The sequence below is a fragment of the Vibrio harveyi genome (assembly GCF_030060435.1).
GTDB lineage: Bacteria > Pseudomonadota > Gammaproteobacteria > Enterobacterales > Vibrionaceae > Vibrio > Vibrio harveyi.
This window is the reverse complement of the sequence record NZ_CP125876.1, coordinates 1024162-1041416: the sequence shown is the minus strand read 5'-3', so window position 1 is coordinate 1041416 and position 17255 is coordinate 1024162. Positions and strand designations below refer to the sequence as shown.

The 17255-nt window shown below is 44.0% G+C and carries 13 protein-coding genes; 5 read left to right on the top strand and 8 right to left on the bottom strand.

The genetic code is table 11. The features are described from left to right. Positions 1-7: 7 nt before the first annotated feature. From QMY49_RS21270 to QMY49_RS21255, 4 genes are all read right to left on the bottom strand, one after another. Positions 8-2149 (bottom strand): TonB-dependent hemoglobin/transferrin/lactoferrin family receptor, encoded by a 2142-nt coding sequence (locus QMY49_RS21270; RefSeq protein ID WP_283316662.1) that lies wholly within the window; start codon positions 2147-2149, stop codon positions 8-10. Next, positions 2150-4162 carry a prolyl oligopeptidase family serine peptidase gene (locus QMY49_RS21265; RefSeq protein ID WP_283316661.1) on the bottom strand — a complete coding sequence of 671 codons (2013 nt, stop codon included), beginning with the start codon at positions 4160-4162 and terminating at the stop codon, positions 2150-2152. A gap of 375 nt (positions 4163-4537) precedes the next feature. Continuing rightward, complete coding sequence (locus QMY49_RS21260; protein WP_005452866.1) at positions 4538-4729, bottom strand: hypothetical protein; 192 nt, start codon at positions 4727-4729, stop codon at positions 4538-4540. 492 nt (positions 4730-5221) lie between these two features. Continuing rightward, a complete protein-coding gene (locus QMY49_RS21255) occupies positions 5222-6565 on the bottom strand; it encodes a DEAD/DEAH box helicase (RefSeq protein WP_283316658.1) in 1344 nt (447 codons plus the stop codon). A gap of 423 nt (positions 6566-6988) precedes the next feature. On the opposite strand from QMY49_RS21255, the gene QMY49_RS21250 reads away from it, so the two are divergent. Then, positions 6989-7237: an Lpp/OprI family alanine-zipper lipoprotein gene (locus tag QMY49_RS21250; RefSeq protein WP_005441096.1), complete on the top strand. Its 249-nt coding sequence runs from the start codon at positions 6989-6991 to the stop codon at positions 7235-7237. 26 nt (positions 7238-7263) lie between these two features. Here QMY49_RS21250 and QMY49_RS21245 read toward each other — a convergent pair whose 3' ends face one another. Genes QMY49_RS21245 through QMY49_RS21230 form a run of 4 tightly spaced genes read right to left on the bottom strand, consistent with a single transcriptional unit; the run spans position 7264 to position 11379 of the window. Further along, positions 7264-8190, bottom strand: coding sequence for a L,D-transpeptidase family protein (locus QMY49_RS21245; RefSeq protein WP_009697873.1), 927 nt, complete (start codon positions 8188-8190; stop codon positions 7264-7266). A 6-nt stretch (positions 8191-8196) separates the two neighbouring features. Further along, positions 8197-9612: a deoxyribodipyrimidine photo-lyase gene (phrB, locus tag QMY49_RS21240; RefSeq protein WP_050938341.1), complete on the bottom strand. Its 1416-nt coding sequence runs from the start codon at positions 9610-9612 to the stop codon at positions 8197-8199. Between the two features lie 23 nt (positions 9613-9635). Continuing rightward, positions 9636-10439: a MerR family transcriptional regulator gene (locus QMY49_RS21235; protein ID WP_283316654.1), complete on the bottom strand. Its 804-nt coding sequence runs from the start codon at positions 10437-10439 to the stop codon at positions 9636-9638. Further along, positions 10429-11379 (bottom strand): YbgA family protein, encoded by a 951-nt coding sequence (locus QMY49_RS21230; RefSeq protein ID WP_283316652.1) that lies wholly within the window; start codon positions 11377-11379, stop codon positions 10429-10431. The genes QMY49_RS21235 and QMY49_RS21230 overlap by 11 nt, the downstream gene beginning before the upstream one ends. A gap of 397 nt (positions 11380-11776) precedes the next feature. On the opposite strand from QMY49_RS21230, the gene deoD reads away from it, so the two are divergent. The 4 genes from deoD (at position 11777) to QMY49_RS21210 (ending at position 17246) form a co-directional block, all read left to right on the top strand. Continuing rightward, a complete protein-coding gene (deoD, locus tag QMY49_RS21225; RefSeq protein ID WP_005375140.1) occupies positions 11777-12487 on the top strand; it encodes a purine-nucleoside phosphorylase in 711 nt (236 codons plus the stop codon). Between the two features lie 68 nt (positions 12488-12555). Then, on the top strand, positions 12556-14025 hold the full coding sequence (locus QMY49_RS21220) for a hypothetical protein (protein WP_005452883.1): 1470 nt from the start codon (positions 12556-12558) through the stop codon (positions 14023-14025). Positions 14026-14194: 169 nt separating this feature from the next. Then, positions 14195-15679, top strand: a complete 1485-nt coding sequence (locus tag QMY49_RS21215) for a hypothetical protein (protein WP_114092098.1) — start codon at positions 14195-14197, stop codon at positions 15677-15679. Next, positions 15663-17246 carry a GGDEF domain-containing protein gene (locus QMY49_RS21210; RefSeq protein WP_033008588.1) on the top strand — a complete coding sequence of 528 codons (1584 nt, stop codon included), beginning with the start codon at positions 15663-15665 and terminating at the stop codon, positions 17244-17246. Before QMY49_RS21215 ends, QMY49_RS21210 begins: the two co-directional genes overlap by 17 nt. Positions 17247-17255 lie beyond the last annotated feature (9 nt).

The window sequence follows — 17255 nt, the reverse complement described above, 5'->3', positions numbered from 1 at the left end:
TTTCGTCCTAGAATTCGTATTTCACGTTAAGTGTGACGTAGCGTCCTGGTTTAGTTGAGTAACGTTTGCTTTCCTCAGCGATACCAGCAACGTCTTGGTAGCGGATGTATTCTTTGTCGAGAAGGTTGACGATGTTTGCGCTCAAGCGCAGGTCTTTTGTCACTCGGTAGGTAGCACCGATATCAAAAGTATTCCATGCGCTCGTCTGAGCACACTCTGTAGCTAGACCGAGTGAGGTCTGACATTTCGGCACTCGATCCATGGCCGCGGCCCAATTCCAAGCGACATAAGCCCCTAACTTTTGACTCATGTAATCAAGCTGAACATTACCTTCAAAGGGAGTGATACTTCGAACGTAGTCACCATCAGCATCTTTACCATCGACATATCCAAACTTGGTGTTGATATTCCAGTTTCTGGTAAATGCATAACCCGCAGAAACCTCAGCACCGTAAGTCTCTACCCCATCAAGGTTTTGGTACTGCTTGATGAAATTACCCGAGTTGGAGTCAAACCCTGTTGTTACAACATCGATGAAGTTGTCATACTTGTTGTAGAAAGCAGCCACAAACAAATGCACGTGACCGTTATCGAACTTATTACCAATTTCAAAAGAATCAGAGGTTTCAGCTTTGAGGTCTAGATTAGGTGCAATAACAAAAGGAGTTAGTGGTACAAAATCATGATTTACGAAGCCATACGCTTTATCGTATTCAGGAGCGCGATAACCGTGGTTGTACGAGACATAAACGATGTCGTTAGCAAACACTTCACGAGAAACCGACAAGCTTGGCGAAACTTCCGAACTATCAATGTCTTTAAGAGCAAAACCACCAATCTCACCTTTTCCATCTGGTGTTAGTCGGTGCGCATCGAATCGCAATCCGCCCGTAATGGTCCACTTATCTAACTCCACCATATCTCGGACATATAGACCAAAATTATAAGATCGAGCTGGGGCGAAAGGTTGCTTTATAGAAGGTGTAACGCCATTCCAATCAATCTTAGAATCACTGTCTTTGCGCTCGTAATAATCTGTCGATAGCTCGACACCATAAGCAAGCTGGTGCTCAGTGTTTATCGCGTTAATTGTGTGTGTGAAATCTCCTCGGAATCCCATCGTTTCATCAATAAACTTCTTGTGTTCAAGCTCACGACGTCTAACAGTCAAACCATTGTGGTCTGTCTGTCGCATCAAACGATTTGTATCTTCAACCACTTCGGTATGGCGCCAGTAAACTTTGGCATCGAGTTCTTCAAACCAAGTAGGTTCAAGAGGCGTCATTTCCACACCAACGTAAGCACTGTATTCTTCGGAAGCTTCATCCTCATCAAATGTTTCGATATCCCAGCGCCCGTCAGGTTGAATCGATGGGGAACCTTCTAAACGCTTTTGGTTCTGGGTGTAAAGTTCTGCTCGTGCTTTCAACATCAATTCATCGCTGTAGAAATGATTGATCGTGTATGCACCGCTATAACCATCAAGATCTCGGTTATACATGTCTTCATCAAAGTTTCGAGTTTCTTGTCCTTGCCAGTAAGCTACATTGAAGAGACTTTCCGTATTGCCAGAACGAAATGCTAAGTTACTTGTCGCTTTGTACTTCTTGCTGATATCGGTAAACGTTCCAGATGCATCCACATAAAAGTCTTTATTCTTTAGGAACTCACCCGGTTGTTTCGATTTCAGGATAACAGCACCACCAATGGCTCCAGAGCCATGAATAGATGAGCTCGCTCCTTTGATGATCTCCAACGAACCAAAATTTGATAAATCAAAAGTATCTCGTCCTACCGCATCGTTAATATCATTTGCGCCAAATCCGTCCGCAGAGCGAATACCGTCACGCATGATCATAATTCGGTTACCCGTCATACCTCGGATAGTAATGTTTTGAGGACGACCAGCTCCTCCAGTCACACTTACTCCAGGTTCGTTACGTAGTGCATCATAAAGTTCGGTTTCTCCCCGCGACTCAATTTCGTCGCCAGTAACAACCACAACACTGCCCGCGACTTTCGATAATGGTTGTTCAATTTTATTAGCAGTTACAACTACCTCTTCCATAGAGAAAACGTTAGATTCGGCGTGCACTTGACTGGCAGCAAGTACCGATAGTACTGCCGCTGACACTGGGGTAAGCTTCATTTACTGCTCCGCTTCAGATTTTTTGATTAGTGATAATAAAAATGCATATTCCTTTGCTTGTTGCTCCCTAGCCTGCCTTGGGTCCATGCGGTGGCCTGAGTTAAAGTCCGTTTGCAACAAATAAGGTCCTGTCGATTCACTAGTCGACGAAATTTTGGCGAGATATTTAGCACCTTCCCAGTAAGGCACACGTTGGTCGTTCAGTCCGACTTGAACCAACATGGGTGGGTAAGCGTCTTTATAGATATTGAGGATAGGGTCGTAAGCTTGCATGATAGTGCGTTGCTCAGGGATGGTCGGATTCCCCCACTCACCATATTGTTGAGCCGTTAATGGCAATGATTGGTCAGACATGCTTGCTACAACATCAACGAATGGTACTTTTAGCACAGCACCAGCAAACAAATCAGGTTTTTGGTTGATTGCGCCAGCAACCAAAGTGCCGCCAGCGCTTGAACCGAGTGCATAAACATCACGTTTACCACCTTTGAAGCGTTTTAGTGCTTGAGCGACAGCAGTAAAGTCATTGATAGAATTAGCTTTAAGAAGACCACGCCCCTGTTCATGCCACTCGCTGCCAAAGTAGCCACCACCACGGACATGCGCAATTGCATAAATAACGCCTTGGTCAAGCAAGCTTACCGTTTGAGGCATAAAGTATGGTTTCATCGTAAAGCCGTAAGCGCCATAACCATAAAGGACGACAGGAGCGTTATCAGAAAACGTATCTTTTCGGTAAGCAAGCGACACGGGTACTTCTATACCGTGGTTTTCAACCATAATACGCTTGGATACGTAGTTTTCGCTTGAGAAGTTGTTGTAAGTATCCTGAGATAAGTCAGATTTCACCAGCGTTTCGACATCGAACTCTTCCCAGAGTGGAGGCGTTATCATTGACATACTGCGAATGCGGAGCTTGTTTGACTGGTAATCTCCGAGTGTACTCAGCCAAGCCACTCGCCCTTCAGTTTCCAAAGGAAGTGATTTTTTAGCCTGACCATCGTATGAGTACACAGTCATCGTCGTAGCATTTTCCCTCTTAGCTAATGCCACAAGTCCCGCATCATAAAGATAAAACTGCTCAATACCGCCTTCTGCACTCACAAAAGGGTGCCACTTAGATGCAGGCGATTGCAGTTTAGTATCAGAGACTTTCATCTCAAACAGCTCAAAGCTGCCGTTAAGATTACTGTTAATGAATATGGTGCCCTTAGCGACATCCGCATAATACTCAACACCAAGTTCAGGCTTACGTAACGAAGCCGTTAATTTTCCTGAATCCAAATCCAGCAATTTTTGCTCTGTCGTAGAATCATTATTGCTTTGTACTAGCGCATAACGAGCATCAGCAGACGGATAAAATGACATTAACCAGTCATTTTTATTCTCTTGCCAAATAACTTTGCTTTCACGCGTCTGAGTATCGATTTGAATAATTCGGTATGGGCGTTGTGTTTTCGCTTCTTTCGCTACGGCATAAGCAAACTTTCCATTGCCTGATAACAACACATTGTCATCAACATTCTCGGTCAGTTCTGTCGTCTGGTTGTTGGAGACATTCACGAGTACAGCACGATATTGTTCGCTGCCATCAACATCCTCAGTGAACAGTAGCAAAGAACCTTGCATGCGCCACTGACCGATTTGGTAGTATTGGTGTTGATTCTGTCGAGATGAAAAATCGTAAACAACTTTTTCTTTCGCAGTTTTGCTTGGACGAGACAGTAGAATGTAATTGCCTTCACGACGAGTCAGGTTCCATTCTTGCCCATTACTGATACTCCAAGGCTTGTCACCTTTCTCTGCCGTCATCAAATCCCATTTATCTAATAGATTTTGAGTAATATCACTGTAACCTTTTTGATAGCCCTCTGTTGCTTGGTTTTGCTTCTTGAGGTAAGCAATGACTCGTTGATCTTGACGTGAGTCATCTCTCAGCCAATTAAAATCATCAGCAGCAAAGCTAGGTAAAGAGGTAACGAAAAGCCCCAAAAAAACATGACTAAATTTCATATAAAAGGCACAGATATTTATAGAATTAATGATATCGGCGTATTCTGCCCTTAAATGAAAATGAGATCAATTATCATTACGGAATTTGTTTGGTATTTTTATCTAATTACAAAACGCAAACGTTTAAATGTTAGGCAAATGCACTAAGTGGAATAGTATTTACTGGAGAAGTAATCTGTAAGAAAGAGACAAACTTTACGGTAGCGTCTCCTAAATACAGAGGCAATACCGCAAAGCTTTCAAATACCAGGTCACAGGAAAGCAAGACTCAATTAGAAAAGATGTGTCGTTACAACCCAAATTAGAGCGAGGAAGCCAACAAAATAAAGTGAGGAAACAACAATGGATTTTATCAACTCTCCCATCTGTGATTTCTCAGTAATCATGAGTTCCTCCACGATACATAACCAAAGCACAGCTTATTACTGCCATACAGAGAAACGAAAACATCTCAACGAACAAAGTTGTTTGTTCCCACCCTAGTTCTCGACATTGTTGCTCGGTAAGGGTCATGTCTATTTCTTCTAACCATTGATCTTTTTGTTGCTGAATATCTTGCTGCTGCATATCGTATTCTCCTCTTCACACTCCGCTCATGCTAAGCAAAAAATCCGTTCAGAAAAATCAAAGTGTCTTTAACCCACGTTTAGAATAAATAAACATAAAGCTTATACCCAAGTAACCTCGAGATGCTTGGTTCAGCGAGGATGACTTGGTTTGTAGGCGCGGCGGCGATTTAAAGGTTTAGTGGGTCTAAATCAAAAATCGACAACAAAGTATACAAGCCGAGGTCCTTACTATTTACAAAGAGTGCCCTTCGGGAGCGTGTCATTGACTCGCTTTTTTAGTCAAACAAATGGCTACGTCAAACAACTTGGAAAGAGCTGGCTATTACGCTGCGTCGTTTTCCTTGAAGTCAAATCAATAACAACGCTCTGAACTCTGCATCTTGAAGTCACTTGGGTATATCTGTATCGTTTGTTTGAAAGAATAAGGCATAAAAAAACCGAGCTCTTAAGCTCGGTTTTCGTCTATCAGTTTTGTCACTTTCGCTAAAGATTAATCTTCAGAATTTGGTGCTGCTGGCTTCTTTTTAGGGATAAACACGTTATCACCCACTGCCACGTTTTGATAGAAACCTTTGTCGCGCTGAGCTGGTTTCTTCGGCGTTTTCTTAGCTTGAGGACGTGCTTTCTTAGGAGCCACTTTCTTATTGCGGAAATCTGGCTTACGTGGCTTCAGACCTTTGAATTTACCTTTTAGATCTTCAAACACAGAGAAGCTCAAATCTTGCTGTAAGTATGTTTCTACACGCTTGAAGCTATCCCAATCTTTAGGGCCGACCAATGAAACTGCATCACCTTTGTTACCCGCACGACCAGTACGACCAACACGGTGAACGTATTCTTCTGTATGCTTCGGCATATCGAAGTTAATTACATGTGTCACAGTCGCGATATCAAGACCACGAGAAGCAACGTCCGTTGTCACCAGAATCTTAAATACCGCACGCTCAAACTGGCTCATGATGGTATTACGTTGAGTCTGGTTCAAGTTACCGCTTAGTGCGATAGCTTTCAGTTTCTTCTCGTTCAACTTCGCTGTTAGACGCTCAGTATCATCGCGAGTCGCAGTAAAGATGATCACCTGACGGTATTCAGCTTCTTCTAGAACTCGTTCAAGAATCGCTTCTTTGTGCTCTAAGTGATCACATAGGTAGAATTTCTGAGTAATGTCTTTGTGTTCTTCGTTCGAAACACCAATTGCAATACGTTTTGGCGCATTCAGCATTTCTGCCGCGATGTCATTCACTTCTGCGTGATCAAGTGTTGCAGAGAACATCAAAGTTTGACGACGACGGTGTTTTGCCGCTTTATGAATGCGACGCAACTCTGGAGCAAAGCCCAGATCCAACATACGGTCAGCTTCATCTAGAACCAATGTTTCCAGACCATCAAGGAACAAAGAACGGTGCTCCAGATGATCAGCCAAACGACCTGGAGTGGCAACGATAAACTTAGGGTAGCGACGCAGTGCTTTAACCTGATCGTTAAAGTTTTCACCACCAAGAATCAATGCAGCATCGTAGGACAAACCACCAAGCATTGAGCGAAGCTCACCATATACTTGTTTTGCTAGCTCACGCGTTGGCGCAAGAATCACAGCTCGTGGGTCTTTTGCAGAAAACGACTTATTCTTTAGTGACTTATGTAGCATTGGCAATACAAACGCCAAAGTCTTACCCGAACCCGTTTTCGAAGATGCCAATAGATCCTTGCCTGCAATCGCAACAGGAATCGCCTGCTGCTGAATGTCAGTCGCTTTTTTGAAATCGTAGTGTTTTAGGTTCTTCAACAATCGGTTGTCTAGGCCTAGATCTTTAAATTGCAAAGTATTCTCCAATAAATAGTCAGCGTCTTGAGCGCTTTTTCAGTGTCGTTTCCGCTCTAACGCAGCAAAAAATAAAAGCTCGATATAATACCGCAAATCATAGGAGTATAGATAGAGATCACACAAACTAATTCCAATAGAAAAAATAAAGTTTCCGCTTAGAAACTTTCATTTGTGTCAATATCGTCTAAATTATTGATATCAGGTAGTAGCAAAAGAGCTGCTGTACTACCTGATACTGGCGTTAGCAAGTGAGTAATCACTTACATTTGTAAGAAGAAAGTTAGCGTCCGTATCAGGTACTCTATGAAATCCTTGGATTTTTTTGACTTTTGCTACATCATGTTCTGATAGAATGTATTCACATTTGACCCTATGACTATATGACACAGAATTTATAGCGTAGGAATTTCACTATATGCAAGGAGTTCTAATATGAACAAAACGTTGATCGCAGCTGCAGCAACTTCAGTACTTCTACTAGCAGGTTGTGCTTCTTCTGACGAAGCAGCAACAGCTACTAAACTAGACGAACTAAGCAACCAAGTTAGCCAACTAAGCCAAGACGTACAGTCTCTACAATCTGACGTTCAAAAGTCTAACGACGCGGCTATGGCAGCTCAAGAAGAAGCTGCACGTGCTAACGAGCGTATCGACAACATCGCTCAGTCTTACACTAAGTAAGATTTGATTCCGCGCTTTAACGCTCGTTAAGGCGCGGTTATTTCAACTGGAACACCATTCTGCGCAGCAATCGCTGCTTTCGCTTTAGCATTCGTCATACCAAACTCATCAAGCCACCAGTCCAATTCTTTTGGAATGACTAAGTGATCCTTCTCGCCATTGCTGCGAGTTAACGGCTCGTGGGCTTCAACAAACACACTACGATCTGGTTCTAATGCGACTTTAACCGGTTGATTGATGATTTTTACTTTTTCGCCACGACGTACTTTATCAAATAACCATTCGATGTCTCTTGGGTCCATACGAATACAACCCGCACTCACACGCATACCAATACCAAAATCTTTATTGGTGCCGTGGATCAAGTATTCACCATGCCCATATGCCAAACGAAGTGCAAACATACCTAGTGGGTTATCTGGTCCAGCAGGAACGACAGCAGGTAGGTCAATCCCCTTTGCTTTGTACTCTGCACGAATAGAGGCAGGTGGCGTCCAAGTCGGATTAGGACGCTTTTGACTGATGCTTGTAGTCATTTCTGGAGTGTCTCGACCAATTCGACCTATACCTACAGGAAAAACATGAACCACGTTTTCGTTTTCTGGGAAATAGTAAAGTCGCAATTCGGCAAGGTTAATGACAATACCTTTATGAGGGACATCAGGAAGAATAAGCTGAGTAGGGATCGTTAAAACGTGACCATCTTGAGGGAGAAACGGGTCAACCCCTTTGTTTGCAGCCATTAGCGCAAGCATGCCAACATCATATCGCTTCGCAATATTCGCCATAGTTTCGCCTTGTTCAACCACATGGTTTTCCATGCGACCTATAACGCGAGCTCCGTCCTCTGGTAGTTGGTACATTTTAGCGAATGACAAACTACTCACTAAAGACAACGATACAGACAACAGGGTTCTTTTAGCGATACTCATTGGACGCTTCTTGCTAGGCATCTCTCTCTATTCCTTGGCATTTTTGAAGAGCCGTAAGGTTATCTCTCTTTCCACCTTGTGATCAACCATCGGCTTGTGATAATCCAGTAAATTAAAGCCACTCCATAGCCAAGGGTTATGAATGAATTTGTTTGGTACTTGTTTTATTTCCGGCACCCAATGGCGAACAAAGGTTCCGTCAGAGTCAAATTTCTCGCCTTGGCTGATCGGATTGAATATGCGGAAGTAAGGCTGCCCGTCGCACCCTGTTGATGCCGACCATTGCCACCCACCATTGTTGGCGGCAAAGTCTCCATCCACCAGCTTACTCATAAAATAAGCTTCACCCCACCGCCAATCGATATGAAGATCTTTGGTTAAGAAGCTTGCCACTATCATACGTAGTCGATTGTGCATCCAACCTGTTGTATTAAGTTGGCGCATTGCCGCATCCACGATAGGGTACCCAGTATTTCCTGCTTTCCAGCGCTCGAAGGCTTGCTCATCGTACGACCACTGAATCTTGTCTTCCCAAGCAATGAAGCCTCTGCCCTTGACCAACTTTGGCTCGAATACCAATAAGTGTTGATAAAATTCTCGCCAAATGATTTCGCTCAGCCACGTCGCTTTACCATCTGATAGGTCAACCATAGGGCTTTCAGCATACAACCTAGCGATGCACTGCCTTGGTGACAGAGCGCCGATAGCCAAATACGGAGACAATTGACTCGTACCATCAACAGAAGGGATATCCCTTTCAGCTTGGTAGGCATCACTACGGTCTCGAGCAAATTCTCGCAAATGCTGAACAATATCACTGGTTGCTGCGAACCATCGCTTGCTAGATTCTCTAGGATAAGAGAATGCGACACCATCATGGTAGCGATCTGGCTGAATCGGCTGGATGGTAGACGGTGACAGCTCGGCTTGCGGCTCAGGTTTCGATACAACTGGCATTTGAAACTTTGCCAACCAAGCACGTTTAAACGGGGTGAATACTTTAAAGTACTCCCCCTGTTTATTTAAAACGGTAGTCGGAGCATGAACGCACTTATCGTGAAAAGTATCAAAGGCAATGCCTCGAATTGAAAGTGCGTGAGAAACCTCTCTATCTAGTGCTTGTTCATTAACCTCGTAATGGATGTTCGCCATGACACGTTGAGCGCTTAAAGAAGTAGCCCAATCATTTATGACCTCTGTTACATCGGCAAACTCGGGCACCTCTTTGTATAAAAATGGGATGTTGAGTTTGGCGAGCTCTTCATTAAGGTGAGATAAACGTCGAGCAATCAAATCAGCTTGCATCGGTGCCATATGGTGCTCTCGCCACTGCTCAGGGGTCGAAACAAAACAAGCAACAACCGGAAGCCCAGTATCCAATGCAGCCTTAAGTGCTGTGTGGTCTAACGTTCTTAGATCACGTCGAAACCATACAAGAATCATGTCGCCTCCTTACGAGGATGGATTTATTGCGGGAAATGCAGTTTTTCGATGACTTCAGATAGCTGCACTTGCTTCGGAGCTTGCTCTAATAACGTCGCCAAAGCTTCAACTTGCTTGATAGGCAGCGCTTTATTCGAGAAGAAATGCACGTATTGGTAACGTGACATCACATCATGCTCAACTAAACCCGAGATGTCTTCGACTTTATCAATCAGAGTAATGTGATACCCCTGTTCACACAGCTTTGCCGCCTGAATCCAGCTCTCTGAGTCACGAACTTGTTCAAAACTCAAAAGCAAACATTTTCCCTTGGAAGATGCCTTATTTTCCGAATCGACAACCAAGGCTAATCGAGTAATCAAGCAAGTTTGGAACAAACCAAGCTGTAAAGAACGTAGCGAGACTTTCACCAAATCTAACGCTTCAAACACAGGATTGACCAGCTGTTCAATGACAATGTTGAGTGGGTACTCTTTTAGCACATTCGATAACAGCGTTTCTGTTTTGCCACGATTGAGTTCAGATAACGCTTTGAGCATTGACTCCACTTCTTCTAGTCGTTGGATATCGGTCACTAAATCCACATCTGATTCATGACCTAGCAAGCCTTTGACTTTGCCAATCGCAACGCCTTTTGCAAGCCAACCTTGAATTTCACGAATAGTATCTAAATCCTGCTGTCGATACAGGCGGTGACCCTTCTCTGTTCTTTGTGGTTGGATCAAGTTATAGCGTCTTTGCCAAGCGCGCAGAGTAACGGGTTTTACTCCCGTTAACTCTGATACATCTCGAATTGCGTATAGTTTTTCTTCTTGGCTACAATCCATAACGAAGTCTCATCTCCTGTGGATACGGTTCTAAGTATTTTTGTTTCTGTAAGTACGCGTCGGGGTACGTATTGAGATAGTGCTTAATTAACGTTAACGGGGCAAGTAATGGTAACAAGCCCGTACGATAATCACTGATCACCGTCGCCAGCTCCGCTTTTTCATTAGCGGTTAAAGAGCGTTTAAAATAGCCTTGCAAATGCATCAGGACGTTCGTGTTGTTTTTTCGACTGGCGCGATTCTGTAACGCTTTCATCAGACCTAGACGATATTCGTTGTAAAACTGTTCCATTTCGTAACTTGATACATCTGCAACCAAGCGTCCCAGCGAACGATAAGACTCTGGATGGTGCGCCATTAAAGTCAGCTTATAGCGAGAGTGAAAATCAATAATTTTGCCGCGTGTGGGCTCGCCGCCCATCGACTCATAAAAGTCATTCAAACAGTAAACACGCGTAATGAAATTTTCTTTTAAAACCGGATCGTTTAGACGACCGTCTTCTTCTACAGGCAACCACGGCATTTTTTCCATTAATGTTCTGGTGTACAAACCGATACCTTCTTTCGCCGCACTATTTTTGCTGTATACCTTCACTCGCTCCATGCCACACGTTGGTGACTTCGCACAGACGATGTAACCACACAGCTCTTCATCCTCTAATTCGTTCACTTTATTTTCTGAGTACGCAAGCATGTTGTCAGTGTGGTCGTTTTCTGGATTTTTCGTTTCTACCAGCGCGATTCGCTCCTCATTGCTTACCAAACGAATGGTAGGGCGTGGAACAGACATACCAACACCGACTTCTGGACATACGGGAACAAAGCTAAAGTAGCCGTCGAGCTCTTTCGTTACGAAGTTACTGATTTTATGTCCCGAATCGAAACGAACTCGTTCGCCTAGTACACAAGAACTGATACCAACTTTGATTGAAGATTCCATAACGAAGCATCCTATACAAAATGTTTTGTTGTATAACTTATAGCAAGTCAAATAACATTGTACAAGAAAATAAATTGTACAATTTAATCGTTTTACTCACTCTCTTCGAATATCGATCAGAAACTTTTAAGAAAAAATTTTGTGCTGAAAGACGAGATTTTGTGCGCGCAATCGACAAACTGCTCAAAAGCAAATCGATTGCCTTTTTGCTTTCAACAGATTTAGTTATCAACAGATTATTTAAACAATAAAACCGACCATTTTGTGACTCAACTCTCATGCCCCCTTACCCTGTCCCGATATTATTGCCTCAACGAAAACGAACAAGTTCAACAGAATTGGTAATAGCATTCTATAATTGATGCGTTTTACCTGAACAAAACTTTGGAGAGCACTTATGGCAACCCCACACATCAACGCACAACCAGGTGATTTCGCTGAAACAGTACTAATGCCAGGCGACCCGTTGCGTGCAAAATACATCGCAGAAACTTTCCTAGAAGATGTGAAACAAGTTTGTGACGTTCGCAACATGTTCGGCTTTACTGGCACATACAAAGGTAAGAAAGTGTCTGTTATGGGTCACGGTATGGGTATCCCATCTTGCTGTATCTACGTACACGAGCTAATCGCTGAATACGGCGTGAAAAACGTTATCCGCGTAGGTAGCTGTGGTGCAGTACGTGACGACGTGAAACTAATGGACGTTGTTATCGGTATGGGTGCTTCTACAGACTCTAAAGTTAACCGTATCCGTTTCAACAACCACGATTTCGCAGCAATCGCTGATTACGGTCTTCTAGAAGAAGCGGTTAACCAAGCGCGTGCTCAAGAAGTACCAGTTAAAGTAGGTAACGTATTCTCTGCAGACCTATTCTACACACCAGAAGCTGACATCTTTGAGAAGATGGAAAAACTAGGCATCCTAGGTGTAGATATGGAAGCGGCAGGTATCTACGGCGTAGCTGCAGACCTAGGCGCGAAAGCTCTAACTATCCTGACAGTTTCTGATCACATCATCCGTGGTGAAAAACTAAGCTCTGAAGAGCGTCAAAAGTCGTTCAACGACATGATGAAAGTTGCTCTAGAAACTGCAATCAACATCTAAGAAATACTTAAGTAGTAATTTGCAGCCGGAGCCTGACCGGCTGCCTGAATTATCCCGAGGGGGCGATTGTGTCTAACGGCGAACTGCCAAAGGACGCAGATGGGTTACAACTCAACTTTTGTAAAACATTGGCGTGTGACAACTTTGGATTGAGTGATGCAAAGCGTTACGTCTTGCAGCATGCTAACCCTAAACGTCCGGCGATGGTGTGCCGTGAATGTGGAGCTTTCCCCCCCTTACTTAACAACCGCGATGTGGTCAACGAACTTCATCGTTTGAGACACGTCCACAGTGATGGACTACCTGCTTGTCGCAATGATGACTGCGACAACTTCGGACTTTCTGTCCACACTCATAAACACCTCTATCACGCTTTTGGTTACAGTGGCGATCGCCAACGTTACCGCTGTAAAGTGTGTCAAAGTACTTTTGTCGATAAATGGTCTGGTGCCAACAAAAAGCTTCAATTTCAAGAAAACTTAATGGGCTTGCTGTTCACGGGATATTCCGTCCGAGAAATCTGCCGTAAACTGAGCATCAATCCAAAAACCTTTTACGATCATGTTGATCACATTGCTAGTCGTTGCCGCCGTAAGCTTGCAACCATTGATGCACGCTGGGTAAACCACGCGCAGCATTATGAGCTCGCTTCTAGCTACGTTGCATTGCAACCCCATAGTAATAATGGCGTGTATTGGATTGCTTCTGGTGAGGCACATTCGGGCTACATTCTTTGTCAGCATGTGAACTATTCATCTGATGATGAGCCAGTGGCGTCCTTGGATCACAATCCATACGATGAAGTCTCTCGCTTTGTATCACAAGAATACACCGCTGAAGCAAGTGAACCACCACCAGAGCCATCAAAAAAGCTGCGTGAGCGCATCGATCAGAAATACCAAACGATTTTGGCCCGTGGTAACGTCGAAGATCCAATGGGAAATCTCTCTGTTTTCCACTATCCGTCTAAAGGTGCCTTAATTCGTCCACCTTATACCTCTTACGCACACTATCTTCATGTATTGGATATGTGTTGCCCAGAAAAACGCGTATCGATCTACATGCCACAAGATCCCCTGCTCCGCTCAGCGGCGTTGAGCGTCTGTTTGTCTCGTATTCAAGAGAAAAACGTCGATCTTATGTACGTAGAAGAAGACGCAATTTGGGATATGAATGCCCCGTTTGGTAAGGTAGATATCGCTTATATGAGTTGGTGGCGAGATCGCTGGGCGATTTCTAGTCAATACGAATGTAACAAAGGTATTTGTTATCTAGCTGGTGATAAAAATGAACCTGAGGCTTGGTTCAATGTAGCAACAACTCGCCACATCCAATTCTATCAAAACCGTTTCCAACTGCTGTTTGAGAGCTTCATCAACGAGCCACGTCGCAAATTAAGACCTGCTGGTATATTGCCTCTTTTAGATATATTCAGAGCTTGGCATAATTTGTGCTATCAGGATAAGCAAGGACTCACTGCCGCTCAGAGACTGAAAGTCACCGACGCACCACTAACGATCAAACAATTGTTGTCATGACTATTTAACAGTTTACTCATTTAGAAGTGGTAAGTAAGCGCTGAACACGGTATACATTACAGTATCCGATCCCTTATTGGTGTGGCGATTTTCCACACCGAAATGATAAACGCATCTAACCACTTGTTTTTAGGTGTAAATTCCAGTTCTATAGTCATGGATGTGAACGTTGGATAAAAGCCAAATTCAGCTCGAAACTGAGCTAACTGCGCTTGAAGGTCAGATAAAAACTGATCCTGAGCGCGCATTTCGAATTGCAGAACAATGCCGGATACGCGCAGAACAAATTCTGTTTGTTGACGGTGAGATTCGTGCGCTTATTGTTATGTCCCATGCCTGCTGGTGTAGCATGGATTATCGACACGGCTTAAAGCTGGTTAAAGACGCCTATAACCTTCAAATTCAACTCGACACTGACGACCACTTACCTAAAATACTTCACTTATTTGCCCTACAATACTGGGGACAAGCTAAGTACTACTCTGCTCAGCAATACTGGATTAATGCCCTAGAGCAGTCTGCGCTAGTCGACGATATCGAGATTCAAATCGAAGCTTTGATTGGTCTTGGTAATGTTTGGCGAATCACCAATGAACACAAACTTGCCGCCTCAACCCATGAGCTCGCGGTAAAAGTGGCAAACAACGTTCGCATAGCTTGGCTAGAAGGGAAAGCCAGAATCCTGCTTGCTTGGGATTACTACTTGCTGAATAACTTTGTCGAAATGCTAACAGTGCTCGACGGTGCGACCGAAGTACTTCGAGATCACGAAGACAGCACTTGGCACGCAGAAATCTGGGATTTCAAAGGTCTCGCTCTACTGGGTTTAGAACGTTTAGACGCAGCGGAAGAAGCTACTCAAAAAGCCCACCAGCTCGCAATTGAACAAGATCTTACGTGGATGAAAGCGCATTCTTTCATCAGCCGAGCAAGACTCGAATTACTACGTAAAAATACCGAAAGTGCATCTGAGCTACTGCAATCAGCAGAACAATCCGCCCTCGCGTTTGATAACGGCGAATTGCTCAGTCAAATTTGTTTCCAACAATCGCGCGTAGCGGAAGAGCAAGGTGACTATCAAGGTGCTTTCCAAGCGTTCCAGAAATACCGCAAACACGCACTCAAAATGCTGAAAGAGCAAACGCATCGAGTGAGCATGGACAAAGCACGAGGCTCAAAACGCCAGTTAGAACAGCGAGCACGAAAGCTCATCAATCGTATCCGTGCTCAACATGAATATGACCCAGAAAAGCAGTTCTCAAATGTAGTATCAGAAACTTACTGGTGGGAACAACTGGTTCTGTTTAAGACCGAATTAAAACGCTCTAATCATGCGATCATCATGATCCGCCACGCTGAGCCCGCATTTCTCGATATTTGTACCGAACTGGTTCACTCATTGACCACTTCCAGTGATTTAATTTCCCGCCTAAGCAGCGATCGCTTAGCCATGCTTATCGCAGAAAAAGACCAAGCGGCAGAAGATCTGTATCAAACCGTGTGTTCGATGTTAGACATCTATCCTTGGAAGCGTCGTGGTCTTGATGGTCCAAAACCGACACTTTATCTACAGGACATCCTAACCTTCCCGTTCACCTTAGAGCAGTTGGAAGAAAGCCATATTGAGGTATTGAAGAATGGAACAACTGCTTAGTAAGGTCACTGATGCGGGAATGGATCCCTCTTCTGTCGCCGGTGAAGAGGCATTGATTCTGTGGGAGCACATTCGCCTTCATATCGCCTCGACCAACAAAGAAAAAGCGCATTGCTACATCATTAGTGCTGAATATCGTAGCAAGATTAAACAGTTAACCGAGAGTATTGAAGAGCTACGTCTCGCGCTTGATCTACTAAAACTCCCAGAGGATGTAGAAGATATCCTATCGGTAAAAGCGAGTCTAAGTGATCGCTTGGTAGAAAAAGGAGACTATAACGCAGCACTGACCGAATACATCGCCTCAACCAACATCGCCGTTGAGTACGGCTATATCGATGAATATGTTCTCGCCATCATTGGTATGGGCAATCTTTGTGATGCGTATGGGGATCATAATCGTGCCCTACGTTATTACCAGAAAATCGACGCGATTGACCATGCAATCGGTAGCCGTTCACTAAGACTGCGTTACAAACTCTACATGCTAGCGTGCTACATCAGCCTGCAACGCATCGGCGCAGCAACCGAGCTACTAAGTGAATGCGAAGAACTGAGTATCCTAGTAAGTGATAAGAACTTAACTGGGCAAATTCATTTATATCGCGCGAAGTTATATCGTCTCCAAAAGGAATATGAACAGGCCTTACTTGCGATTTCGCAAATCCAGTATGCGACAGGCAAGCAACATACTTACTGGCTCTCAACCATGGTAAAAATTGAAACGGCTTACTGCTTAAATGAGGTCGGTCATCAATCTTTAGCGAACTTGCTGCTGGCATCAACGGGCAAACGCATTAATGAGCACTCCTCACCACTTATTGCGAACCGATTCTACAATGCAATGAGCCAAGTATGCGCGTCGCAAGGCTTGTTCAAAGAAGCGTTAAACTACGAGAAGAAAGCTTTTCGAGTTGAGTCTGACTTAGTCAAACATATTCCGATTAGTGAGTTGGGACCAGCACAGTTGCGCCGCCTCACTCGCTTTGAGCTGCAACTAAAACTCATTCTGTCTGAGATTGAAAACAAAGAACTCAAAGAGACCACCAAGCAACACAAAAATACCGTAGCTCAGCTTCAACAAGATGTATTCACCGATCCGCTGACTTCTTTACATAACCGACGTTGGTTGGAAGTGAAACTAAAAGATCTGCTGCTGCACGACACGCCATTTGCACTTATGGTGATCGACATTGACCACTTCAAATCGATTAATGACGAACTCAGCCACCTTGTTGGTGACAAGGCGATCGTCAATGTGTCGAAAGAACTCTCAGGTTACTTCAAGTTCCGCGGTTCATCGTGTGTGCGCTTCGGTGGAGAAGAGTTCTTGGTCATTTTAGAGAACACCGAAGTGAACAAAGCAGAAATGCACGCAGAAAACTACCGAGAACGTATTTACCAATTTGGGTGGCATGAGATTCTTGGTGAACGCGGTCTGACCGTGTCGATAGGCATTACTTTACATCGGGAGGGAGAGAACACGCAACGTACCTTCTATCGCGCCGACAAAGCCCTATATCGCGCCAAAGCCAATGGTCGAAACCAAGTCTGCACTGAACTATAAAAAACGCCC